The sequence below is a fragment of the Paenibacillus tyrphae genome, assembly GCF_024158745.1.
GTDB lineage: Bacteria > Bacillota > Bacilli > Paenibacillales > NBRC-103111 > Paenibacillus_G > Paenibacillus_G tyrfis_A.
On record NZ_JAMZAW010000002.1, the window covers coordinates 83,439 to 104,517 of the forward strand.

At 56.2% G+C, this 21,079-nt stretch carries 23 protein-coding genes; 12 read left to right on the forward strand and 11 right to left on the reverse strand.

Features of this window, described 5'->3' with window-relative positions; translation table 11 throughout:
* Positions 1–18 precede the first annotated feature (18 nt).
* From NI000_RS02920 to NI000_RS02930, 3 genes are all read left to right on the forward strand, one after another.
* The gene (locus tag NI000_RS02920) at positions 19–351 is read left to right on the forward strand and encodes a YtrH family sporulation protein (protein WP_054975786.1); all 333 of its coding nucleotides are present in this window, start codon (positions 19–21) and stop codon (positions 349–351) included.
* On the forward strand, positions 348–875 hold the full coding sequence (locus tag NI000_RS02925; protein ID WP_253407557.1) for a hypothetical protein: 528 nt from the start codon (positions 348–350) through the stop codon (positions 873–875). Before NI000_RS02920 ends, NI000_RS02925 begins: the two co-directional genes overlap by 4 nt.
* Positions 876–937: 62 nt before the next feature.
* Entirely contained in the window at positions 938–1,225 is a 288-nt protein-coding gene (locus NI000_RS02930) for a YtpI family protein (protein WP_216798131.1), read from the forward strand.
* Between the two features lie 119 nt (positions 1,226–1,344).
* Here the strand turns inward: NI000_RS02930 and NI000_RS02935 are convergent, their stop codons facing one another.
* Positions 1,345–2,691, reverse strand: a complete 1,347-nt coding sequence (locus NI000_RS02935) for a DRTGG domain-containing protein (protein WP_253407559.1) — start codon at positions 2,689–2,691, stop codon at positions 1,345–1,347.
* A gap of 147 nt (positions 2,692–2,838) precedes the next feature.
* Between NI000_RS02935 and NI000_RS02940 the strand changes: the two genes are divergently transcribed.
* On the forward strand, positions 2,839–3,171 hold the full coding sequence (locus tag NI000_RS02940) for a hypothetical protein (RefSeq protein ID WP_253407561.1): 333 nt from the start codon (positions 2,839–2,841) through the stop codon (positions 3,169–3,171).
* Positions 3,172–3,230: 59 nt separating this feature from the next.
* Here NI000_RS02940 and NI000_RS02945 read toward each other — a convergent pair whose 3' ends face one another.
* Together NI000_RS02945 and NI000_RS02950 are read right to left on the reverse strand one after the other, a co-directional pair.
* On the reverse strand, positions 3,231–3,509 hold the full coding sequence (locus NI000_RS02945; RefSeq protein ID WP_301292308.1) for a hypothetical protein: 279 nt from the start codon (positions 3,507–3,509) through the stop codon (positions 3,231–3,233).
* Positions 3,510–3,595: 86 nt separating this feature from the next.
* Entirely contained in the window at positions 3,596–4,702 is a 1,107-nt protein-coding gene (locus tag NI000_RS02950) for an acyltransferase (RefSeq protein WP_253407562.1), read from the reverse strand.
* Between the two features lie 211 nt (positions 4,703–4,913).
* Between NI000_RS02950 and NI000_RS02955 the strand changes: the two genes are divergently transcribed.
* Both NI000_RS02955 and NI000_RS02960 read left to right on the forward strand, forming a co-directional pair.
* Positions 4,914–5,687: a DeoR/GlpR family DNA-binding transcription regulator gene (locus tag NI000_RS02955; protein ID WP_253407564.1), complete on the forward strand. Its 774-nt coding sequence runs from the start codon at positions 4,914–4,916 to the stop codon at positions 5,685–5,687.
* The gene (locus NI000_RS02960; RefSeq protein WP_253407566.1) at positions 5,684–6,499 is read left to right on the forward strand and encodes an HAD family hydrolase; all 816 of its coding nucleotides are present in this window, start codon (positions 5,684–5,686) and stop codon (positions 6,497–6,499) included. The genes NI000_RS02955 and NI000_RS02960 overlap by 4 nt, the downstream gene beginning before the upstream one ends.
* Here the strand turns inward: NI000_RS02960 and NI000_RS02965 are convergent.
* Genes NI000_RS02965 through NI000_RS02975 form a run of 3 tightly spaced genes read right to left on the reverse strand, consistent with a single transcriptional unit; the run spans position 6,496 to position 10,144 of the window.
* On the reverse strand, positions 6,496–7,632 hold the full coding sequence (locus NI000_RS02965; RefSeq protein ID WP_253407568.1) for a Ger(x)C family spore germination protein: 1,137 nt from the start codon (positions 7,630–7,632) through the stop codon (positions 6,496–6,498). The genes NI000_RS02960 and NI000_RS02965 overlap by 4 nt on opposite strands.
* Positions 7,629–8,732: a GerAB/ArcD/ProY family transporter gene (locus NI000_RS02970; RefSeq protein WP_253407570.1), complete on the reverse strand. Its 1,104-nt coding sequence runs from the start codon at positions 8,730–8,732 to the stop codon at positions 7,629–7,631. Before NI000_RS02970 ends, NI000_RS02965 begins: the two co-directional genes overlap by 4 nt.
* Positions 8,729–10,144, reverse strand: a complete 1,416-nt coding sequence (locus NI000_RS02975; protein WP_253407572.1) for a spore germination protein — start codon at positions 10,142–10,144, stop codon at positions 8,729–8,731. The genes NI000_RS02970 and NI000_RS02975 overlap by 4 nt, the downstream gene beginning before the upstream one ends.
* A gap of 227 nt (positions 10,145–10,371) precedes the next feature.
* Between NI000_RS02975 and NI000_RS02980 the strand changes: the two genes are divergently transcribed.
* The 5 genes from NI000_RS02980 to NI000_RS03000 all read left to right on the forward strand — a co-directional run bounded on the left by NI000_RS02980 (position 10,372) and on the right by NI000_RS03000 (position 16,915).
* Positions 10,372–11,742 carry a YheC/YheD family endospore coat-associated protein gene (locus NI000_RS02980; RefSeq protein ID WP_253407574.1) on the forward strand — a complete coding sequence of 457 codons (1,371 nt, stop codon included), beginning with the start codon at positions 10,372–10,374 and terminating at the stop codon, positions 11,740–11,742.
* A 93-nt stretch (positions 11,743–11,835) separates the two neighbouring features.
* Positions 11,836–13,044 carry a YheC/YheD family endospore coat-associated protein gene (locus NI000_RS02985; RefSeq protein WP_253407576.1) on the forward strand — a complete coding sequence of 403 codons (1,209 nt, stop codon included), beginning with the start codon at positions 11,836–11,838 and terminating at the stop codon, positions 13,042–13,044.
* 115 nt (positions 13,045–13,159) lie between these two features.
* Positions 13,160–14,527, forward strand: a complete 1,368-nt coding sequence (locus NI000_RS02990) for a YheC/YheD family endospore coat-associated protein (protein ID WP_253407578.1) — start codon at positions 13,160–13,162, stop codon at positions 14,525–14,527.
* On the forward strand, positions 14,528–15,721 hold the full coding sequence (locus tag NI000_RS02995) for a YheC/YheD family endospore coat-associated protein (protein ID WP_253407580.1): 1,194 nt from the start codon (positions 14,528–14,530) through the stop codon (positions 15,719–15,721).
* 24 nt (positions 15,722–15,745) lie between these two features.
* A complete protein-coding gene (locus NI000_RS03000) occupies positions 15,746–16,915 on the forward strand; it encodes a YheC/YheD family endospore coat-associated protein (RefSeq protein ID WP_253407582.1) in 1,170 nt (389 codons plus the stop codon).
* 129 nt (positions 16,916–17,044) lie between these two features.
* On the opposite strand, the gene NI000_RS03005 is transcribed toward NI000_RS03000, so the two are convergent.
* The 4 genes from NI000_RS03005 to NI000_RS03020 all read right to left on the reverse strand — a co-directional run bounded on the left by NI000_RS03005 (position 17,045) and on the right by NI000_RS03020 (position 19,282).
* Positions 17,045–17,725: an HAD family hydrolase gene (locus tag NI000_RS03005; protein WP_253407584.1), complete on the reverse strand. Its 681-nt coding sequence runs from the start codon at positions 17,723–17,725 to the stop codon at positions 17,045–17,047.
* Between the two features lie 467 nt (positions 17,726–18,192).
* Positions 18,193–18,762, reverse strand: a complete 570-nt coding sequence (locus NI000_RS03010; protein WP_253407585.1) for a manganese catalase family protein — start codon at positions 18,760–18,762, stop codon at positions 18,193–18,195.
* Between the two features lie 32 nt (positions 18,763–18,794).
* The gene (locus tag NI000_RS03015) at positions 18,795–19,058 is read right to left on the reverse strand and encodes a spore coat protein CotJB (protein ID WP_253407587.1); all 264 of its coding nucleotides are present in this window, start codon (positions 19,056–19,058) and stop codon (positions 18,795–18,797) included.
* A gap of 20 nt (positions 19,059–19,078) precedes the next feature.
* Positions 19,079–19,282, reverse strand: a complete 204-nt coding sequence (locus tag NI000_RS03020; RefSeq protein ID WP_253407589.1) for a spore coat associated protein CotJA — start codon at positions 19,280–19,282, stop codon at positions 19,079–19,081.
* Positions 19,283–19,404: 122 nt separating this feature from the next.
* On the opposite strand from NI000_RS03020, the gene NI000_RS03025 reads away from it, so the two are divergent.
* A complete protein-coding gene (locus NI000_RS03025; protein ID WP_253407596.1) occupies positions 19,405–20,094 on the forward strand; it encodes a C40 family peptidase in 690 nt (229 codons plus the stop codon).
* 98 nt (positions 20,095–20,192) lie between these two features.
* Here the strand turns inward: NI000_RS03025 and NI000_RS03030 are convergent, their stop codons facing one another.
* Positions 20,193–21,077 (reverse strand): YitT family protein, encoded by an 885-nt coding sequence (locus tag NI000_RS03030; RefSeq protein ID WP_253407598.1) that lies wholly within the window; start codon positions 21,075–21,077, stop codon positions 20,193–20,195.
* Positions 21,078–21,079: the final 2 nt, after the last annotated feature.

A 21,079-nucleotide genomic window follows, 5' to 3' on the forward strand; every position in this document is an offset into this window, starting at 1 on the left:
CGGAAAGGATGAGGAACGATGTCTCCATTTGTATCCAGATGCTTTCTTGATTTTTTCGTGGCGTTCGGAGTCGTGCTCGGGGGGACGATGCTGGCCGGCATCAGCGCCGTATTGACGCTCGAACCGCCGGTGTACCGGATGACGAGCGTCGCGGAGCAAATCAAAATTTGGGCGATCGTCGCCGCCATCGGCGGAACGATCGATCCGATCCGCGCGATTGAGACGCATTTTATCGAGGGACACATCTCCCCGGCGATCAAACAAATCTTGTACATCGTCTGCGCCTTCGTCGGCGCGCATATGGGCTCGACCCTGATCCAATGGATCTGCAAAGGAGGTAGCGAAGGGTGAAGGCGCCTGCTTCCGGTTCGTCCGGCGGTTTTTTGCGTGCGGCGGGCCTTCTTATCGCCGGGATGGTCATCGGTGCCGCCCTGTTTCTGAGCGCGTACAATCAACGCTTGAATATGATGATCGAGCAGAACCGGGAGCTGCTCTCCGCCAAAGTGGATCTGGAGGTCAAAATCGCCGATTTGACCAAAACGAAAAATCAGCAGACGACGATCAATCTCCTGAACATTTATATCGAGCCCGGGGAACACACGACGCTCGACAAGGTGACGGAAAGCGAGCTGAAGCGCCGCATTCACGGCGATTTAAAAAAAATCGTCGTCGGCCGCAAAATATCGGATTTTGCCGCCATGCCCGATGTGTACGAGCAAATTTTGACGGAGAAGCCTTACGTCGGCGTAATGGATAAGGACTATATCGTGCAGGCCGTCAAATGGATCGTGCTGACGCAAACGGAGCTTAAGGTATGGGTCACGGTCAAAGAGTGGAGGCGCATCCCGCTCTCGTATTCTCCCGCTGCCGGTTGATTTCCCGGGCGGAAATCGCTAAAGTGGAAGCAGAACCCGTACATAAGGATGTGCCGCTCAAGATGCAAACCATTCAATGGACGCTCAGCGTGCTGATCGTCATCTTCCTCGTATTGTCTTTATATTTCAGCGTGCGTTACCGCCGGGAAGCGGAGCCGAAGCAGCGCGGCCTGTACTCGGCCCGGATGAACATCTGCATGGGACTTATGCTTGTCGTGATCGCCGTATCCCAGCTGTTCTTCTTCGAAGATTCCGCCACCCGCCGCATCTTCGGAACCGTCTGCCTGCTGCTCGGCTTGTTCAATTTATTTGCGGGCATCCGCAATCACAATCTGTTCAGCCGGAAATAAACCGGCCCGCCTAAAACGCTCCGTAGGCATCGGAGGACGATAGTCCTCCGGCCGCCCGCCAAGCCCGTGAAGCCGTTCGCTGGCTCAAACGGCTTTGCAGCCCCTTTTACCGCTCTCCTCTAAGGCTCGAACACCTGCGCCGTCAGCATCGCCTTGGCCACCAAGGTGCCGTCGAGATGCATCTCGACATCGATTTTGCCGAATTTGCGGCTCACCTCGATGATGCGGGGACGAATTTCCACCGCGCTGTCGATCTGCACCGGCTTGATAAAATACGAAGCCATGTTGTCCAGCACCAGATCGCCCTTCTTGACATCCTGCACCGCGTGATAAGCGGCCTGTGTCATCAACACCGTCAGCACGCCTTCGGAAACGGTGCCGAGCCGGTTCGTCATTTGCGGGGTAATCGTCCCGCGGAAGACAGCATGCCCGTCCCCGTCCTTCTCCTCGCAGAAGCCCGACCAGATCAAATCCTCGAACGTCTCCCCGTGCTGCGGCTGGCGCTGAATATGCTGCATCGCCTTCAACACGTCCTTGCGGCTGATGATGCCGGTCAGCTTGCGGCTCATGTCGATGATCGGCAGCAGCTCGATGCCCTCCCATACCATCAGATGGGCCGCCGCCGCCACCGACGTGTTTACGCTTGCCGTCACCGGTCCCCGGGTCATCCGCTTGTCGATCGTCTGGTCCGGCTCGGCGCCGATCAAATCCTTCGACGTAATCATGCCGATCACGCGGTTCCACTCGTCCACCACCGGAAAACGGCTGTGCCCAGTTTCCTCGTGCAGCCGCTGCCAGTCTTTCAGCGTATGGTGCGCTTTCAGCACGTACACCTGCATCGATTGGGGGACGATATCCTCGATCAGCAAAATTTTCTTCTTGATCAGCCGGTCGTAAATCGCCCGGTTGATCAAGGATGCGACCGTGAACGTATCGTAGCTGCTGGAAATGATGGGAAGCTCCAGCCGGTCGGCAAGCTCCTTGACCTCCTCGCTTGTTCCGAAGCCGCCCGTAATCAGCACGCCCGCCCCTTGCTCCAGCGCGCCCAGATGCGCCGTGCTGCGGTTTCCGACGATCAGCAGGCTGCCCGGATCGATATAGCGCATCATCGCATCCTGCTCCATCGCGCCGATGACGAACTTGTGCAAGGTCTTCTCCAAGCCCGCCATGCCGCCGAGAACTTCGCCGTCGACCATATTCACGACTTCCGCGAACGTCAGCTTATCCATCTGGTCGCGCAGCTTTTTCTCGACCCGGACCGTGCCTACCCGCTCCTTCGTCGCCACCAGTCCGATCGCATCCGCCTCCTTGATCGCGCGGTAAGCCGTCCCTTCGCTGACGCCGAGCAGCTCGGCGATTTTGCGGACGGAGATTTTGCTGCCGATGTTCAAGCTCTCGATATATTTCAAGATTTGTTCATGCTTGGTTGCGGTTTCCTGCACGTTAGTCGATTCGGTTTCGCTCATCTGTCTCACCAATCCATTCTAATTCTGTATCACTCTGTACTATATCTTATCATTTTTTTTGCACGAAAAAAACAGTACCCAGGACTAGAAAATAAGCCCGTCAGCATACAATGGATTAGGCAGAACCCCATAGGAGGTGTGGATCCATTGCCAGACAGCCCACTCGCAGGCAGAACGCAGACCGTCTACCAGCTTGAAACGCGCGACGCGGAATCATTCAACCGGTTCAAGGAGCGCATTCACAGCGTATGCACCGAATATTTGCAGAGGCCCGTACGCGTATATACGGTTCACGGGCATAGCTACGAAGGCACGATCGTGAATGTCGACGATCATTATGTGTATTTGCAAATGTCTCCGGAGCACGGCCGCGCCCTGCTTCCCGGCCCGGATGCTTATTCGTTCTACAATCCCTACTACAGCAACGTGATATTGCCGCTCGTCCTGTTCGATTTGCTGGCCATCGCGCTCATTGTGTAGCCGGGGCAGAAAAAAAGTCCGTTTTCCACCGCACAAGGGGTGAAAACGGACTTTTTTCGCTATTTTTTGATCTGCAAAAGGCTGCGCCTGCCCTGCAGCGATTGCTCCAGCCGCCATTTTTTCATTCGTTTGATCTTGAGCAGCTCCCGCTTCGTCTCCTCCTCCACGCCAAGCAGCTCATGCAAATGCGCGGCCGTGACGAGCAGCGCAAAGACGATCCATCCTGCGCCGAATACGGCAGCAAGCGTCCAGCCCCCGCCGAAATCGAGCTTCGGTACGGCGTAAAGCATCATGCCCAGCGCCAGGACCAACCCAACGCTATTCCGGGTCCCCTTCAAAATTCCAGCCTCCCCTCGTACAACTTGTACGATACATTGTATGAGGGTCCCGGCCAAAATAGCACCTTATCGGTTCCTTAACTTCGTTAAGCGCTCCCTGCGGGGCTCGGCTTCGGCTTCTTGCGCCGGAATGGCCGCATGGCTTGCCCGTACAGGAACGTAGCGATCCACGGAATCGTCAGACTAAGCGCGAACGCCCCAAGTACATAGGCATGATAAGCCGACATGGCGCCGCTGTACGGGAGGACATGCGTTTTGTAATAGGTCAGCACCGCCGGGTGCGCCAAATAGATGCCGAACGAAGCGGCTCCGAGCGCCATGAGCACGCGCGCCGCTGCTTTTGCCCGCTCCAGCATCAGTTGGCCCAACCGGATCAAGCTCATGGCGGCAAAAGCCGCATAAGCGAAAAACAAGCCCTGATACCACGGGTGGGCCAGAACGACGTGCAGCCGCACTTCCATCTGGAACAAGCCCATGAAGCCGAAGCCCAGCACAGCCGTCAGCGGCAGCACCCAGACAAAATGCTTGCGAATCCAGGCCGAGAACGCTTCGTAATGGAGACCGATCCACCCGCCCAGCGTAAACATGCTGAAATAGTTGATGCAGAGTGAAGGCATATGGCCGAACGGCTCCACCCAGTTGTGATACGCATAAAACCCGGCCTGAATGAGCAGGCCGATCCAGATCAAACCGCTGCGGAACCAGCGAAATGCCCGGCACAGCCACATCAGCAGCGGAAACAGCAAATAAAACTGGACGATGATGACCATAAAATACAAGTGATACGAAGCATCCGCCCACGGCAGCAAATCCAAAAATTCGCCCGTGTTCCAATGCAGGTTCGCCCGGTAATAAATCCACTGGTTGTACAAGTAATAAAAGAGCGACCAAACCAGATACGGGTACAGCACCTGCTTGACCCGCCTCAAATAAAACTGCAGCGCCTGCTTCCCGCCGAAGTCGTTCTGGTAGCGGTAAAACAGCACCAGACCGCTGACCAGGATAAACACCGGCACGGCAAAATTGGCAAGCTTGTTGAGCGCCAGATACACCGCCTGGGAGCCGCTTCCCGGCGGCAGCTCGACCGTGGCGTCGGACGTCGAGTGAATGAGCACGACCGCGAGAATGGCGATGGCCCGGACGATGTCCAGCTCCAGCAGCTTCGGTTTCGATTTTCTTTTCGTTTCTGTCACGTGCGTCTCTTTTCCCTTCTTACGTAAGTTCATAGGCATTTGTACGCTTCAGCCATTGTAACATAACGCCCTCGCGGAATGCATCCGTTCGTTCAAATGATTTCCAGCAAGCATTTCACTTACATTTACTTATTATCGCTTGCATTATTTAAGTATTTTCACTTATAATGCGATTAAAGATATTGTCATCCTGCGTCGGAAGGAGCCTGTCATGTATCAGGAGGAACGGTTAATCGCCATTTTACAGCACATACAAGCGTATCAGCGCATTTCCGTGGAAGAGATCTGCGAGCTGTTTCAGGTTTCCCGGGATACGGCCCGCCGGGATATCGTCAAGCTGGAGGAGCAGGGAAAAATTTTGCGCACGCGCGGGGGAGCGATCTGGCCTTCGCTGAATAAAGACATCTCGGACTACCGCGACCGACTGCAGGCGGAATCCGACGTGAAACGGGCCATCGGCCGGCTCGCCGCCTCGCTGATCCACAGCGGCGACTATTTGTTCATGGACGCTTCCACGACGGTGCTTCATGCGGCGGAACAGCTTCGAACCGACGGCCACGTCATCGTGACCAACTCGATCGACATTGCCGGTATCCTCTCCCCCAAGCAAGGCAGCACCGTACATTTGCTGGGCGGAGTCGTCCACCCGCATCACCGTTTTATTTCCGGCGCAAGAACGCTTGAAATGCTTCGCGACTATCAGGCCGACAAGCTCATCCTGGGCACCAGCGGGCTGACGCCGGACGGGCTGACCAACCCCTTTGAGGAGGAGGGCTATGTCATGAAGGAGATGATTCGCCGCGCCGATCAAGTGATCGTGCTGGCAGATCATACGAAGTTCGGCCTCCGCCAGTTTTACCGGATAGCGGGACTGGATTGCATCGACATTGTCATTACGGACCGGCCGCCTGCGGAGCCGATGAGCGAAGCGCTGCGCCGGCACAATATCGAAATTCTGATCGCCGAAGGGGTGGAGGAACGATGATTAAACTGATTGTCAGCGATTTGGATGGCACACTGCTGCTTGGGCACCGGACAATCCGTCCCGAGGACCGGCAGGCGCTGCACGATGCGATCGGGCGCGGGGTTGACGTCGCTTTCGCCTCCGGACGCATGCGTCCGGAAATTGCGAAGGTGATGGAAACGGTCGGAGTCACCGCCCACTGCATCTCGCAAAACGGCGCATACGTACACGCAGCCGGCGGGGAGCTGATCCGTCACCACGCGTTCGAATGCGAATTGATCGTCGAGCTATCGCAGGCGGCGGCGGGCCTGCCGTTTCTGACGCTGCTCGCCGGACCCGACCGCTACATGACGGAACGGTGGAGCGAGCATGCGCAGCGGCTCGCCCCGCGGCTGATGGCTCCTTTCGAGGCGGTGGAAGGCCTGCGGGAGCGGCTCGGACGCGACCTCGTCTGCGGCAAAATTTCGTTCATGGGCGATGTCGGCCGGCTCCGCGAATTTCAGCAAACGCTGCTAGAGAAATACGGGAAAGCGGTCGACGCGTATATTTCGGATATCGATTGTTTGGATGTCATGCCCAAGGGAAGCTCCAAAGGAAGCGGCCTGCTTGCCCTTCTGGAAAAGCTGAACATCCGCCCGGAAGAAACGGCCTGCTTCGGCGACGCCTTCAACGATTTGTCCATGTTTGCGGTAACGCCGCACAGCTTCGCCATGGCTTCAAGCCACCCGGACGTGCAAGCCCGCGCTTTTCACACCGTACCGTATATTTCCGAAGCGGTGCGGTGGATCGACGGGTACAACGCCGGGGCGGTTGCCGCCGCCGGCAACCGCTAATCCGTCTGGCCGGTCCGCAAAATTTTCGTGCTCACCTCGACGCGCACCTTGGCTTTCGGATACAGCTGCTTCCATTTGTCCACGGTCAGGCCGCTGCCCCGATGCTGCGCCCGGTACTTCTCTCCGAAGCCGACGGGATCGACGTTCAGCTTCTGCGTTTTTTCGATAAATGCCATCGCGTTAGCTTGAACCGCCTTGCTCGCTTCGCGCTCCAATAGTTCGATCACCTGCCGGTTCCGCAAATTGACCGGAGACGAGATCTCCTGCAGCCTCCCGCTCATGTGAACTTGCACCGTGAACGTCAGCTGCTTCGCATTGGTCAACCGGATCCGGCTTTCGCTTTTCACCGAATCGAGCACAAGATAAATCTGCTTCTGCCCTTTGGACGGGGAGGCGATCGAGCCGAGCGCTTCCGGCGATAGGCCAATCTCCGTCATCCCGGAGTGGAATCGATCCCGCAACAGCCGAAGATAAAAAATTTTGCGCAGCGGCATCGTCGCGACCATCCGGTCTCCCCGGAACAGCGCAGCTCCGTATAAAATAATCTCGTTATTCCGTTGAACGATGTACGGGAGCACCGGGTCTCTCCCCGGTGAGTACAGATCGCGGATGTATTCATGCAGAATCGGAGAGACCATTTCCTCGCTTTCTACGTTTTGCCGGATCGATTGAAACAAATATTCGCCGACATTGCCGATCTCGGGATAGCGTCTTGTCATCAGATCGTAGGCCCGTCCTTTGGAAACGGCCAAATAGACAGCCGAGCCGACCTCCGGATCGCGCAGCATCGTATCGACGAGCTCGGTCAATCCTTTGCGCGCCAAGTCCTCATGGTACACGACGACCCGGAGCTGGCCCGAGGTCAGTTTTTTGCGCGATTCGATATTACTGTTGTACCGGAGCCCCTTGCTCGTATATGCGGTCGACGTAATGACATTGGAGCGCTCCTTTGCTCCCGGGTCAATCTCGTAGAGCACCGAGGTGCCAAGAATTTTGTCTCCCGGGGCTTCGTCGTATCCGGCGGCAATGACCAGCCCGAGTCTCTCCAGCACCCGGGTCTGCACACAGCCCGCCACGACGGAAGCCGCCAGCAGAAGCATGGCCGCCGTCATGGCCGTTCGTTTCAGCTTCATGCCCCCGCTCCTTTCTTCTTCCCGCGGCCGCGCTTCCACCGGACAAGCACAAACAGCGCGATGGGATACAGCCAGACGAGATAAATTCCGATTTCTCCAAGCAGATTGGACATCCACTCCACATCCTCGTGCGTAAAAAGCAGCTCCGACGACAGCACGAAGATCACGCAGCAGGCATAGAGAGCGTACTTTTGCTTCAGCTTGAAGAGAGAGCGCATGCCGCGCGTCGATGCCCACAGCAGCACCAGATTGTTCGGCAGCACCAGAATCATCCAATAGGCGGCCCCGACGATCTCAAACCGTTCAACGAACGGAATTTGTGCGATTTTGTACCAGGAGTAAGTTGCCCATACCGTATGCTTCAGCTGCTCTCCCGCATAAAACACAATGGCATTGATCAGCAGCGTGCAGTAAGTGAACACCGTAAAAACGATAGCCAGCTGGGAATACTTCTGTACGTTGTGCTTGTCCCGGATGAACGGGTACAAGAAGCAAACCAGCTCGTAGCCAAGCATCGGATAAGTAGCTGCCCGCATGCCGTTTACAATTTGCCCGGGCTTGGCCTCTAGCAGCGGAAGCAACTGATCGACCTGCGCATATTTCCACGGAAAATAGTACAGCAGGAACACCCAAAGCCACAAAATAAACGACACGACCGCAAACCCTGCAATAACCTGTATTCCCCCGGTCACGCCGTACAGAAACAACAGGCTCATCAGCATATTGAACAGCCAGCTGTTCATGTCCGGAAAAAGCCAGGTATGGACAACTTCGGTATACGAATGGAGCACGGTAAAGCAAAGCACAAAAAAATACAGCACGAACACAAAATTGAACAGCTTGCCCAGCCAGCGGCCGAACAGCTCCTGATGGATCTGATACAGATCGTTGTCCGGATAATGCTCCATCGTTTTGATCATCGCATACAAGGCTGCGCTGACCAGCAAACCGTTTAAAATCATGCTCACCCACGCGTCGTGGCCGGCCGCGATGTAGACGTTTCGTTGAAAGTTTTGCGCGGGATCGCCAAGCTGCGTCCCCGAAATGATGAAGAAAAGGACGTAAGCGTTGAGCGGCTTCGTCCGTTTGCTGGTCCTCACCGGGAATCACCTGCCGGTTCTTCATAAATGTCCTGACTCAGGCTCCGGAATCTGATCGGCAGCTTGGCTCGCATTTTGCCGATATGAAACGGATAGAGCGGGTACAAGTAGGATTGGCCGATGGTCTTGACCCGCAGCAGATGAATCAGAACGAAGCTGACCCCCGTCATGATCCCGACCGCCCCCCACGCCCCGGCCAGCAGCAGCATCGGAAAGCGCAAGATGCGGATCGCCGCCCCCATAATGTAGACCGGCGTAATAAAAGACGAAAGCGCAGCCAACGCCACGATGATGATCAGAATATTGCTGGTAAATCCGGCTTGAACCGCCGCCTGTCCGATCACGATACCTCCGACGATACCCATGGTCTGACCGACTTTGGTCGGAAGCCGCGCTCCCGCTTCCCGCAGCAGCTCGATGATAAATTCCAGCAGCAGCGCCTCCATCAGCGGAGGAAAAGGCACCTTGGAGCGCGATTGCGCCAGCGGTACCAGCATATTGGATGGAATGAGCTGGTAATGGTACGTCAAGGCGGCCACATACAGCGGCGTGAAAAAAACCGAGATGAAAATAGCGGCCAAGCGGAGCAGCCGCAAAAACAACGCCATATTGGTGCGTAAATACCGGTCTTCGGCCGATTTAAAAAAGTCGAAAAAGCGCGACGGCCCCAGCAGCGCGAACGGACTGCCGTCGACGAGGATGACCAGACGGCCTTCGATCAAGTTCAATACGATCCGGTCGGGCCGCTCGCTGGAAATCATTTGCGGAAACAGCGACTCGGGATTGTCGTCGATTTTTTGCAAAAGCATCGAGCTGTCGGTAATGCCTTTGAATTTCACGTTCGCCAGCTTGTCTTTCATTAAGGAAACTTCGTCGGCCGGGGCAACGCCCTCCATGTAAAGCAGCATCACTTCGGTGTGCGTGCTTTCGCCGATCTGAAACGACGCATAGCGGAGCCGCGTGTCCGGTAAATATTGCCGAATCAAAGAGATGTTCGTTTGCAGCGACTCGGTCAGTGCCACCTGCGGGCCCGTGATCTGCGATTCGACCTCGGGGCTCGTGGCGCTGCGGTCGATCTTCAGCGCCGTGTTGAGCAAATAGCCTCCGCGTTCCGCGCTGGAGAGGAGCAATGTCCAGCCGGAGATCAACCGTTTCACCACCCGGTCGATATCCCCTGCCTTCTCCTGCTGATCCACCGGCAGATGGCGAATGAGCGTTTCCAAGGAGACTCCCCCGGGTGCCTTTTCCTGCATGGGAGGAATCACTTGCGTCTGCAAAATTTTGGCGTCGGCCAAGTCTCCGTAATACAGCAGCATCCATGTCCCTTGCGCATTCGGGATGCTTCGCGTCTGCAGCTGACCGTGCTTTTCCAGAACGGAACGCAAAGGCTCAAAAAGATCTTGCTCCGACATAAGTTCCCTCCTCCCGGCAGTACATATCGCTTGTTAGGTTTTCCCTCCTCCGGCAAATGTATTCCAGTTCTGGCGGGAGCCGACGGGCTTGCGGGCATTTGCCCGATATAGGTAGTTTCTTTCACCAAGGCTTAAACGCCCTCATATGATGCAGTAGTTCGCTTCTCAATGTTCAAAGCATGTTGCGGCATGTCTTGCGGCAAGCCGGTGCTGGGAAGGAGTTCCGCATGAAAAGAACAAAGGTGAAGATCCAGATCCAAAGCGCCGGCAATTCCTCGGACGGCTCCGTTCTGACGCTCAGCGAATCTGTCGTGAAAAAATGGAAGATTCCGCTGCAGCAGCCTCTCCAAATCCGTTTCGGTTCTGCCCGGGAGGAGATTTCGGTCATCTCTTCGTCCAAGGCCGGCGTACTGCGCTTGAGCGGTTCGTTAGCTTCCAGGTGGGGGCTTGCCCACGGAGATGAGCTCTGTCTTCAATACAAAACCGGAACCCATACGATTCATCTCGGCCCGCTGATCGGTGTCATGGTCAGCCGCGTTCACGCCGATTCCGCCGACAGACTGTTCGGGGCGAACACCGCCTTTAGCCGCGAGCTCTCCGAAGCATGCAGACTGTATGGCGCATCGGTGTTTTTCAGCACGCCCGAGGATTTGCGCGGACAGAACGACCAGGTTCGGGGATGGCGCGTCAAGGCAACCGGCGGCTGGGAAAAAACGACGTTCCCGGTGCCGCACGTGCTGTATAACCGTCTGACCTCGCGCAAGCTGGAAAACCGTCCCAACGTGCAGTACTTTGTGACGCAAGCCAAGAGCCGCCATAATGCGGTGCTCTTCAATGAAAAGTATTTAAACAAGACGGAAGTGTTCGATGCCCTCCGCAAGGAAACGGGGCTGCAACCGTACTTGCCGGAGTCGTATTTGCTGCGGAATCTCCAGCTTCTCAAATCGATGTGCGCCAAGCATCCGACCGTATTTCTCAAACCGATTACCGGCAGCCTTGGAAAAGGCATCATTCGGATTAAAAAACAGCCGGGCGGATACATTTGCCATTTCACGAATCTGGGCGGCGCCCGTAAGCAGTCCTTTCCTACCCTTGGCAAGCTGTACAGCACCATCTCGGGCAAATTGAAAACCCAACGCTATCAAATTCAGCAAGGGCTCGACCTGCTGACCGTGAACGGCCGGCCTGTCGATTTTCGGGCCTTGGTGCAGCGCGGGGAAACCGGACAATGGGGCATTACGTCCATCGTAGCCCGAATCGCCGGCACGCATCACTTCGTCTCCAATCTGGCGCGCGGCGGTACGCTGACAACCGCCAAGGACGCTTTGGGACGCTCGGGGGCGGCCGCGGCGGCGGGCGGTTTAGGCAAGCTGAGACGGGCAGCCATCCAAATTGCCAAGGGTATCGAAGAGCAGGTCCCAGGCCATTATGCCGAACTCGGAATCGATCTGGCGATCGATACGAATGGCCGGGTATGGCTGCTTGAAGTCAATTCGAAACCGTCGAAGGAGGACAATACGCCGCTGGCAGCCGGGCTCAAGATCCGCCCCTCCGTCAAGAAGGTGGTGCAGTACGCCCGCTTCGCAGCGAAGTTTTGACCGGTTCGCCAAGCTTCCGGATCGGCGCGCCTGAAAGCGGATCTCCCCCGATAACTTGCCCTCGTACATGGGATATCTCGGGGTCCTCCGACGATGCAGCTTGAACGGATCGAGGTAAAGCGCATGATGAAACCAGACCGCTTGAACAAAAGTACCGTCGGCATCATGACGACGCAGACCGATGAACATCCGCCTTTTGCCAACCGCGGTTTCTACCGCCGCTTGTGTATTCTCGGGAGCCGCAGCGGTTTGACGGTATTCGTATTTACTCCGCAGGGCATCGATTGGTCCCGGCCGCAAGTAACCGGGTATGTCTATGATGCGGCATCCAAGGAGTGGGTCAGCCGGACCTTTGAACTGCCGGCTATCGTATATGACCGCTGCTTTTTCACCGCCCGGAGGCAATACGCCGATTATCGGAACGCATTGCAGGGTCTTAAACAGCAGTCCTCCGTCCGACTGCTCGGTCACGGCTTGAAGGGCAAGTGGGACGTTCAGCAAGCGCTTCGGCGGGACGGCCGGTTTGACCGCCACCTGCCCGAGACGCAGCCGCTGCGCAGCATGCGCACGCTCGCGGATTGGCTCCGGCAGCGCGGCGAAGCGATTCTGAAGCCGCGCGGCGGCTCCCAGGGACGCGGCGTGCTGCTCGTGCGCCGCGAAAGCGCGTCCCCTGCGGGCACGGCGAACGCCGCCGGAGCGGCGTACACCGTCCGCGGGCGCGATCCGCGCAACCGCGCCGTCGCGTGCGGCTTCGCCGACGCCGGGGCGCTTCTTCGATGGCTGCGCCGCTTCGTCGCGCAGCGCAGCTATTTGCTGCAGCAGTATTTGCCGCTGCAGTCGCAAAACGGCGACGCGTACGACGTGCGCGCGCTCGTGCAAAAAGACGGCGACGGCCGTTGGAAGCTGACAGGCATGGCCGTCCGCCGGGGGCAGAACGGCAGCCTCACCGCAAATCTGCACGGCGGGGGCAAGGTGGAACCCATCAGACCGTTTTTGGCCCGCGAGTTCGGGCCGACACGCGCCGAGAAGCTCCTTCACGAGCTGAAGCAGCTCGCTATGGGGCTTCCGGAAGCGCTGGAATCTTGTCACGGGCGGCTCGCCGAGCTCGGCATCGATTTCGGTGTCGACACGGACGGCAATAGTTGGATTCTCGAAGTGAATTCCAAACCCGGCCGCTCCATCTTTACTTATTTACAAGACGACCAAGCCAAACTGGACGCACTGGCCAATCCGCTGCGCTACGCGCGGTATTTGCTGCGGCAGCCGCGTGCGCAGGCGAACGTTAGGCAAAAGCAGCCTTGACCAATGCCCGGCAAAGTTCAACCTACACTTTCGAAGAAAGTTTTGCCTGCGGCAAAACTCAGCCCATGCTTTCGAAGAAAGTTTTGCCTGCGGCAAAACTCTTAGGAGGTTCAACATGAGCTTGACAACTTGCACGATTCATGTCACCCAGCGTCAGGAGCGGATCATCTACCTCTCCGGCGAATTGGCGCGGGCGCTTAAAGTATCCAAAACACGAAACATACATCTGCACCTCGGCGGCAAAAGCGTATACGCAAGTTTGAAGCTGCTGAAAAAGAGCGGCAGCCATCTGTATTTGCCGTCATTCCTTTACACGCAGCTTCGCATTCCCCGGGCCGGCACCAGCATGATCACGTGCAGCAACGGCAAAGATATCCGCATCGGCCCGCTGATCGGGGTCTTGACCAGCGTTACGGGAGGGGGCAGCGCTCCGTTCGGCAATCGGACGGAGTTTATCCGGCAGTTTATGCGCGCCGGCTCCGACAAAGCATTCTACTACGGCTTTTCCCCCCAAAGCGTCAATTGGTCTCAAGCGACCGTCACTGCCGTTCTCCCGCGAGGCGAAGGCGGCTGGGTACGCAAGACGATGCCGCTGCCCGATGTGATCTACAATCGGCTGCCCAGCCGGAAGGCGGAGCGGCTCGAGTCGATGAACGCATTCAAGCAGCGGTTTATTCGCAGAGGGATTCCGCTGTTCAACTGGACTTTTTTCGACAAATGGGATGTGTACAATTTGCTGGAAGGCACCGAAGCTTCCCGTTACGTTCCCGAGTCCCGGATCAACCCCACCCCTTCGCAAATCAAGGAAATGCTGGAGAAGCATAAATTCATCTACTTGAAACCGACCGGCGGCAGCCTCGGCATCGGCATTTTCCGCCTGACATACAATCCGAAACGCGGCTACTATGCCCGTTTCCGGCGCGGGGCGCGCAATGTACTGCTGCGGTTCAGCCGGTTCGAGGCCCTCATGTCGCTGCTCAACAAGCAGAGCGGAAGGTTGAACAACTACGTTGCCCAGCAGGGAATTCGCCTGATCGAACTCGACAGCTGTCCGATCGATTTCCGTTTCCATATGACCAAGAACAACGCCAACCAATGGGTCGTTGCCGCCATCGGGGCCAAGAAAGCGGGCAAAGGCAGCGTCACGACCCATGTTCGCACGGGCGGGCAGCTTATGACGCCCGAACAAGTACTCCGGCAAATTTTCGGCAACCGGGCGGATGCGGTGCTCTCGAATGCCAAAGAAACCGCCGTCAAGCTGGCGGAGGACATCGAGCGGAATTACCGGCATACCTTGGGCGAGCTCGGCTTCGATATCGGGATTGACCAGAACGAACACCTCTGGATGTTCGAGGCGAATTCCAAGCCGGGACGGTCCATTTTCAAGCACCCGGCGCTGAAGGAACAAGGAAGAGCCTCGCTGCAAAACATCTACGACTACTGCCTCTACTTGAGCCGATTTCGGTCAAGGAGGGATTCCTGAGTGGATACCAACACCAACGCACCGTCCAAGCGTGAAAATCCGACGCTGGCCATTCTTACTCACTCGGATAAAACGCGAATTTTTCGCGGGAATCAAGAAAATTTTATCGACCTGATCCGAACCGGTGCAGAGCGCGGTGTTCTCGTCTACGTCATGACGACGGCCGATTTCAAGCTGTCCGGACGCAAAGCCGTCGGATACACGTACAATGAGGCCGACAAAACGTGGAAAAAAGGGGTGTTTCCCGCCCCCCACGTCATATATAACCGGATTCCTTACCGCAAATTCGAGCTGCTGCCCGAGGTGCAGCAGGTGATTCAAACCTGCATGCGGCAGAGAAGGATCCGCTTTTTCAACCCGTCCTTCTTCAATAAATGGACCTTGTTCGAATGGCTCAACCATGCCGAGAAGACGCAGAGTTACATTCCCGATACGAGACGCCTCTCCTCCGGCGAGGAGCTCGACAAGCTGCTTGCCGAGTATCCGTTTCTGTATCTCAAGCCGATTCGCGGCAAAGCCGGCAAGGGCATCATGAAAGTAAGCCGAAGCCTTCTCGATACGAAGTCCAAATCATTCGAGCTTAGCATTCAGGAAAAGACGAAAAGCCATATTTCCCGTTACCCGAGCGTCTCCCGACTGTGGTCGGAAGTACAGGAACTGATCGGGGGTAAGGACTACATCATCCAACAAGGAATTCCCCTCTCCAGCTATAAGCAGCGTCCGTTCGATCTGCGGGTGCTCGTGCAAAAGAACGGCAAAGGCCAGTGGAGCGTCGCGGGAATCGGCGCCCGGCTGGCCGGAAAGCTCAGCATCACGACCCACGTTCCACGGGGCGGCTCGATTGACGATCCCGCCAAGCTGCTAACCTATTCCTTCGGCGGGCCCGGCAGCAAACGCATCATCACCCGCGCCAAAAAAGCGGCGCTCACCATCGCGAAGCAGATCGAGAAGTCCAGCGGCCATATGTTAGGTGAAATGTCCCTGGACCTTGGCGTCGATCAAGAAGGGCACATTTGGTTTTTCGAGGCAAACTCCAAACCGATGAAATTCGACGAGCCGCCGATCCGCAAAAAATCGCTCGAAAATCTGATCCTGTACTCCATCTATTTGGCCAAGCGCAAATCGAAACGCCCTCCCAAAAAAACGGATGCCTCTCCCCTTCTGGCTCAAACCAACACCGAGCGCGATAAATAAGAAGAATAGGCAGGTGAGCTGCACTTGAATCCCCAACTGGGCGTACTGGCTATGTATATGCCGGGACGGAAGCTGGAAGAGCTTTCGTTTTACCGCAAACTAAGCATATATGGACAAAAACTCGGGGTGGATGTGTTCGTATTCACACCGGACGATGTGGATGACAATCGAACGCGGATTCACGCGCTCGCCTATAACCAAGCAACCCGATCATGGACCCGCAGGTGGGTCGGCTTTCCGCCGATCGTCTATGACCGGTGCCGGTATCACGGGGCGGACAATTACCGCAAGATCACGAATTTCCGGCAAAAATATACCAAGCTCCGCTACCTAAGCCGGCCGCTTGCCAACAAATGGATCATTCACCGCCTGCTTTCGGAAAATGAAAACATCGCTCCGCACTTGCCTTCCACCGTTCATTACAAAAGCCGGAAGCAGTTGGAGCAGTTTCTGAAGAAGCATCCGATTGTATACATGAAACCGAAAAGCGGCACAGGGGGCCGCGGTATTGTCCGCTTGCAGCGGCTGCGGGGAAGCAGTGGTTATCTCATGCAGGGAAGGGATGCGAATCGCCGCATTTTGCCGGCGACCAAGGTGACCGCAGCGCAAATTCCGGCCCGGCTTGCCGGCTGGGGGCTGCAGAGCAAGTACATTGTTCAGCAGGGCATTCCGCTTGAGCTGAAGGACGGCCGGGTGCACGACTTTCGGATGCTGGTGCAAAAAGACGGCCAAGGAATGTGGCAGGTAACCGGATGCGCCGGCCGTATCGGACCGCCGTTTTCCGTCACTTCCAATCTGCACGGCGGCGGGACGGCAATCTCGATGGAAACGATGCTCAAAAACCGCTTCAGGACGGAAGAGACAGTAAAGAGCATCAAGGAAACCGCCTATACCCTCGGGATCCATGTGGCACAGCATCTCGAAGCCAAGTTCGGCACGTTTTGCGAAGCCGGCATCGATCTGGCGGTTGATCCGTCGGGGCATGTATGGCTGCTGGAAGTCAATCCGAAGCCTTCGCGCGACGTGTTCCGATTAACCGGAGATCTTCAGACCTACCGCAGGGCCATTCGCCGGCCCATCGAATTCGCTCTCCATCTGCTCGAAAAAAAAGCGGCGCCCAAAACCGATACCAATCATTTGGACCTTGTACCGCGATCCCAACCAAGCGAATCATACCAAGACCGGTCTGTTTGAAACAGCGGTCTTTTCTTTTTGGCCGGTTGTCCGGTTTTTGTCCATAAAAAAACACCGATGCGTCATCGATGTTTTTTGTGCCCGTCAGCGAATCCGGGTCCGAGACTTTAAATCAAAGCTTCCGCTCTTTTACGCTTCGAGCAATGCCGGAAGGTCGCGGAAATCCGCGATGCGGACGTCGGCCTGATCCAGTTCTCCCTCTTTGCGGAAGCCTGCATAATCGCAGCCGACCACAAACAGCCCGTTCGCATGTCCCGCCTCGACGTCCGAGGAACGGTCACCGACCATCCAAGCGTTTTCGATGCCGTACTTGTCCAACAGCTGCCGCACGAGATCCACCTTGGAGCGGGTTGCATATTCCCCTGCGCTGTACAAGCCTCCCGCTTCAAAAAGCGGCTCCAGCCCTTGGTGACGGATAACGCCTTTGACGTAAGCTTCCAGTCCGTTGCTGGCTATGAACAGCCGCACGCCCCTCCGGCGCAGCTCCCGCAGCGTGTCGGCAACGCCGTCATACAGCTTGCCTTCGCCGCGCGCCATCCACTCTACTTGCAGCTCCAGCAATAGCTCGTCCGCACGGCGGTGAACCGCCACATCGGCGTCCGGCATAACCAGCTGCCATATATGCTCCAGCAGCATTCCAAGCCCGCTCAATATGTATTTCTCATCCGGCGTTTCCCCTTGAAACAGCCCTTCCGCACGCAGTTGCTCGAATGTAGCATGGTAAGCCGGCAGCAGCAGCGTTTCCGTCTGAAACAGCGTCCCGTCCAAATCGAATATCATCGCTTCCGGTGTTCTCTTGTTCGTCGACATTCCCTTTCTCCTCCTGACATCCGCATAAACATATCACGTCTTATAGAACCATGATTGTCACAGATTGTCAAACGATGTCCTCACAATACAAAATAATATGTTTGTTTTTTGCCCTTTTGGAAATGCAACGGGCATGTTACCTTAGCAAAAAAATGGGAGGAAGGGGAGGCGTTGCTTCTTGGGGGTCGATGATTCGCCAAATTTAAAATCGGTCGGTTTCTCGGTAACACCGCGCGTTATAGGCAGCGGATTCAATCGGGAAGGATGCGGGACCCTCGGCTACTTTGAAGGCAAGTTCGTCCACCCCGGGCCCATGGAGCGACGAAGGCTTAATTGAAATCGGTCTGATGCTGAAGCGGATAAGCGGAAGCTGCGGACCGCCAAAATAAACGATGGCGAACGGAATGATTTACCTGCTCATTCCGTACGCCATCTCCCTCTGCCTGTCCTCCGAGTCCGGCTTCCCTTTAAAATACCTTTTTCGCTCCCTGCTCCGCCTTTAAAATCTCCACCGCTTCGCGGAACCGGAGCGAATGAATGACTTCGCGCTCGCGCAAAAATTTCAGACCGTCCTGCAAATCCGTGTCGTCCGTCATGTCGATCAGCCATTGATAAGTGGCACGCGCTTTTTCTTCCGCAGCAATGTCCTCATACAAGTCGGCGATCGGATCGCCTTTGGCCTGAATATAGGTAGCCGTCCAAGGTACGCCCGCCGCGTTGCTGTAAAACAGCGCCCTGTCGTGATTCACGTAATGCTCTTCTAGTCCCGCGGCCTTCAATTGCTCCGTCGTGGCGTCTTTGGTCAGCTTATAGACCATTGTGGCAATCATTTCCAGGTGGGCGAATTCCTCCGTCCCGATGTCCGTCAGAAGCCCGATCACTTTATCCGGTATCGTATATCGCTGATTCAAATACCGCAGCGCCGCCGCCAGCTCGCCGTCCGCACCGCCGTACTGCTCGATCAGCAGCTTTGCCATGCGCGGGTCGCACTTGCTGACCCTGACCGGGTACTGCAGCTTTTTCTCATAGATCCACATCGCTCAAGACTCCTCTCCTGGTCGGCTTTGAATCAGACCTGCCACGGCCACGGCGGCTCCCACCATTGCCAGGGATACCCCGAAAAGCTGTGGCCATACTGCAGAAGCGGACCGAACTCGGACTCGTACCGTTGGGCCAGAAGCTGGCGCTGCTGCGCACATTGATTAAACTGCTCCAACGCCTGGGCGTCCTCGGGGTGCGTATCCAGGTAGAGTGTCAGTTCCACCAGCACGAAATCGATCGCTTGCAGTTCCTCCAGCAGCGTGTAGTAATGAGGGGGCAGCGGTTGGTTCATGCCGTTCACCTCCTATCCTTTCAGCAATGTTTGGATTGGTACGGACTATACAGCACAGGCCAGAGCGTACCGCACCGGAGCGCCTGAAGCGGGGGATATTGCGGAAGCCCCGGCGGTTGAAACTGAATATACAGATTTGGCGGAATAACATAGGTCTTAACCGTAATCGGCGGACAAGGGTCGAAGGGACTGACATACGGATACCATTCTTTCTCAAGATCCATGGCCGGAAATGCCTCCTTTAGCAATCTACCAATATTTATACATTGCCGCTCGTCCATTATGCGTATAAAATGACAACAACTTCATCTGCCCCCTGCAGAAGGAAAAAAGGAGCTGAAGCTTTTTGTTTAAGAAAGCGTTTTCAAAAGTGTTGCTGCTAACGGTCGCCGCTTCTTGTCTGATCGCGGTCCCCTCCGTTTTCGCGGATTCGACTTACGCGGCTGCCGAACATTCCCCGGTCGTCCTGTTCCAGGGCACATCCGGAACGGCGGTGACAGAACTGCAGCAAAATCTTCAATCGCTCGGGTATTTCACCTACCCGAATGCTACCGGATATTACGGCCCGTTTACGGTACAGGCCGTCCGCTCTTTTCAGCAAGCCTACAGTTTGCCGATGACCGGCGCTGCTAACGGAACGACGCGGATCGCGCTATCCCGCGCTCTTGTGAAGAAATCCATCCTCGCCGATGCAAAACGATACATAGGTACGCCCTACGTGTGGGGCGGAAGCACGCCTGCGGGCTTCGATTGCTCCGGTTTTATCTACTACTTGCTTTCGAAGCAGGGAGTCCCCATGCCTCGGACCAGCTCGTCCGTCATGGCCGACATGGGCTTTGCGGTCGACCGGGACCTTCTCATGCCCGGTGACTGGGTATTCTTTGGACTGAACGAGCCTGGCGTCCCCTCCCACGTCGGCATATATACGGGCAACGGCGAGTTCATCTCCGCCACCCGCTCTGCCGGAATCGCCGTACAAAAGCTGGACAGCAGCTACTGGGGCCCAAAATATCTCGGCGCCCGCCGCTACTATTGATCTCCGTTTACAAAAAAACCGTCCGCAGCCCTCGTTCCAAGCAGGCGTGCATAATGCGCTCCCTGCCTTCGAACGAATGGCCGTGACGGTTTTTCTCTTTAGTGAATATCCTTTTTCTTAAAGCGTCCGCCCTTCACGTCGTGGATATTGCCGACTGCGAGAAATGCGGATTGATCGAGTTCCTCGACGATCGACTTCAGCTTCGCTTCTTCCAGCCGGTTGATGACGCAGAAGATGACCAGCTTGTTGCCGCCGGTAAATCCACCTTCGCCTTGCAGATACGTGACGCCGCGGCCCAAACGGTGCATAATGGCGTCCCCAAGCTCGCGGCTGTTCTCGCTGATGATCCAGACGGATTTGGATTCGTCGAAGCCTTCGATCGTAATATCGATCAGCTTGAAGGCTATGTAATAAGCGATAAGCGAATACATCGCGTGATCCCATCCGAACACAAAGCCGGCGCTGCTCAGAATGAACAGGTTAAAAAACATGACCACTTCGCCGACCGAGAACGGCGTTTTCTTGCTGAATAGAATGGCCATAATTTCCGTACCGTCGAGCGAGCCGCCGGAACGGATGACCATGCCGACGCCAATGCCGAGAATAATGCCGCCGAACACTGCCGCGAGCAGCGGATCGGTCGTCAGCGGAGGCACCGGATGAAGCAGCCATGTACCGACGGACATGAGGGAAACCGCAAATAAGGTAGATAACGCGAACGTTTTACCGATTTGCTTATACCCGATAAACAGAAACGGAAGGTTGAATAATAAGAGAAATACGCCGATCGGAATACCCGACAAATGCGAGGTAATAATCGAGATGCCCACGATTCCCCCGTCAATGATGTTGTTGGGCACCAAAAAGTTTTCCAGTCCGACCGAGACGAGCGCCGCCCCCAACAAAATAATGACGGCGCGTTTCACCAGTTTGGGCAACGATAATTTGGAATGCTGCTTGGCTTTTTCTAGACCTGCCTGCATTG

What these genes read in the sequence shown, in the direction of transcription:
- NI000_RS02920 (WP_054975786.1), top strand. Translation starts at nt 19, where the DNA reads ATGTCTCCATTTGTATCCAGATGCTTTCTTGATTTTTTCGTGGCGTTC.
- NI000_RS02930 (WP_216798131.1), top strand. Translation starts at nt 938, where the DNA reads ATGCAAACCATTCAATGGACGCTCAGCGTGCTGATCGTCATCTTCCTC.
- NI000_RS02935 (WP_253407559.1), bottom strand. Translation starts at nt 2,691, where the DNA reads ATGAGCGAAACCGAATCGACTAACGTGCAGGAAACCGCAACCAAGCAT.
- NI000_RS02955 (WP_253407564.1), top strand. Translation starts at nt 4,914, where the DNA reads ATGTATCAGGAGGAACGGTTAATCGCCATTTTACAGCACATACAAGCG.
- NI000_RS02960 (WP_253407566.1), top strand. Translation starts at nt 5,684, where the DNA reads ATGATTAAACTGATTGTCAGCGATTTGGATGGCACACTGCTGCTTGGG.
- NI000_RS02965 (WP_253407568.1), bottom strand. Translation starts at nt 7,632, where the DNA reads ATGAAGCTGAAACGAACGGCCATGACGGCGGCCATGCTTCTGCTGGCG.
- NI000_RS02975 (WP_253407572.1), bottom strand. Translation starts at nt 10,144, where the DNA reads ATGTCGGAGCAAGATCTTTTTGAGCCTTTGCGTTCCGTTCTGGAAAAG.
- NI000_RS02980 (WP_253407574.1), top strand. Translation starts at nt 10,372, where the DNA reads ATGAAAAGAACAAAGGTGAAGATCCAGATCCAAAGCGCCGGCAATTCC.
- NI000_RS02985 (WP_253407576.1), top strand. Translation starts at nt 11,836, where the DNA reads ATGCAGCTTGAACGGATCGAGGTAAAGCGCATGATGAAACCAGACCGC.
- NI000_RS02990 (WP_253407578.1), top strand. Translation starts at nt 13,160, where the DNA reads ATGAGCTTGACAACTTGCACGATTCATGTCACCCAGCGTCAGGAGCGG.
- NI000_RS03005 (WP_253407584.1), bottom strand. Translation starts at nt 17,725, where the DNA reads ATGTCGACGAACAAGAGAACACCGGAAGCGATGATATTCGATTTGGAC.
- NI000_RS03010 (WP_253407585.1), bottom strand. Translation starts at nt 18,762, where the DNA reads ATGTGGATCTATGAGAAAAAGCTGCAGTACCCGGTCAGGGTCAGCAAG.
- NI000_RS03015 (WP_253407587.1), bottom strand. Translation starts at nt 19,058, where the DNA reads ATGAACCAACCGCTGCCCCCTCATTACTACACGCTGCTGGAGGAACTG.
- NI000_RS03020 (WP_253407589.1), bottom strand. Translation starts at nt 19,282, where the DNA reads ATGGATCTTGAGAAAGAATGGTATCCGTATGTCAGTCCCTTCGACCCT.
- NI000_RS03030 (WP_253407598.1), bottom strand. Translation starts at nt 21,077, where the DNA reads ATGCAGGCAGGTCTAGAAAAAGCCAAGCAGCATTCCAAATTATCGTTG.